At 42.4% G+C, this 1086-nt stretch carries 2 protein-coding genes; both read left to right on the forward strand.

The window, feature by feature from the left end; genetic code table 11:
* Positions 1-259: 259 nt before the first annotated feature.
* Entirely contained in the window at positions 260-694 is a 435-nt protein-coding gene (locus tag R7Z50_RS24730) for a hotdog fold thioesterase (RefSeq protein ID WP_318149382.1), read from the forward strand.
* A gap of 43 nt (positions 695-737) precedes the next feature.
* The gene (locus tag R7Z50_RS24735) at positions 738-971 is read left to right on the forward strand and encodes a DUF3389 domain-containing protein (RefSeq protein WP_005483845.1); all 234 of its coding nucleotides are present in this window, start codon (positions 738-740) and stop codon (positions 969-971) included.
* Positions 972-1086: the final 115 nt, after the last annotated feature.

Here is a 1086-nt window from a genome sequence, read left to right on the forward strand (position 1 = left end):
ACGCAGTTAAGCCTGCTAAGGTCAAGAGAGCAGAGGCTTTAATCCATACCTTCATAAGTGGCTCCATATTCACTAATTCTTGTTTTGAACCAGTAGTATATACCCAAATGATGACAAGATGCATAGGCGAGGTAAGTGTGATTGTAGAGTTGAGGGCTAGCGCGTTTTGTCCTGAAGTGTCGCAGCAATAGAGCCTATCCTAAGCGCTTGGCATAAATATGAATAAGCAGCCTCAACCTGCAAACAGTAAGAGCGAAAAATGAGTATTTGGAAAAAGCCGATCAGTTTGGACATCCTTAACGCTACATCAAGAAATACCATGATGGAGCACCTACAAATCGAGTACACCAACTTCACGGATGATTCATTAAGTGCAACGATGCCAGTGTGCAGTTTTACTCACCAACCGCTGGGTATGTTGCATGGTGGTGCATCCGTCGTACTAGCAGAAACATTAGGTTCCATTGCCGCAAACTTTTGCGTGAGTGAAGGTAACTACTGCGTAGGTTTAGATATCAACGCAAACCATGTACGAGCAATGCGCAGTGGTTATGTTATCGGTACCGCAAAACCTATTCACCTTGGTGTTTCGACTCAAGTTTGGCAGATTGAAATTACAGACGAACGTGATCGGTTGGTGTGTACTAGTCGTCTAACGATTGCTGTGAAACAACAAGAAGCAAAATTGGCTTAATTCGACGTTCATCAATCAGCAGAGATACACCCAAAGGCAGAACATGGTTATCGAGTTTTCATTAGGTAAAATTATCGCGACGCAGCGTGAAATCGTCATCAAACTAACCGGTGAGGGAATGGTCACATTGCAAGCACAAACCGATGCACTTCAACTTCTTGGTCGTGGCGCAAATGTGGTGTTAGCCCATGGGGCCGAATGCAAATGGTCAATAAAATTGGATAATGAGGAACAACTTATCCAACTCGCACAAGAAATTGGTATCGATATTCAATAATTTACCCCTTCATATTTGCACTTTTTCATAAAAATGAGGAAACTTGACTTATTGACATCAAGACAAGTATTTCCTCTTTATGAGTAGCCCTCGTTTACGTGTTCAGTTCGAAACA

The sequence above is a fragment of the Vibrio sp. 1249-1 genome, from assembly GCF_033340495.1.

Bases quoted from the DNA above. Each gene is read 5' to 3' on its own strand.
- R7Z50_RS24730 (WP_318149382.1), top strand. From the start codon at position 260: ATGAGTATTTGGAAAAAGCCGATCAGTTTGGACATCCTTAACGCTACA.
- R7Z50_RS24735 (WP_005483845.1), top strand. From the start codon at position 738: ATGGTTATCGAGTTTTCATTAGGTAAAATTATCGCGACGCAGCGTGAA.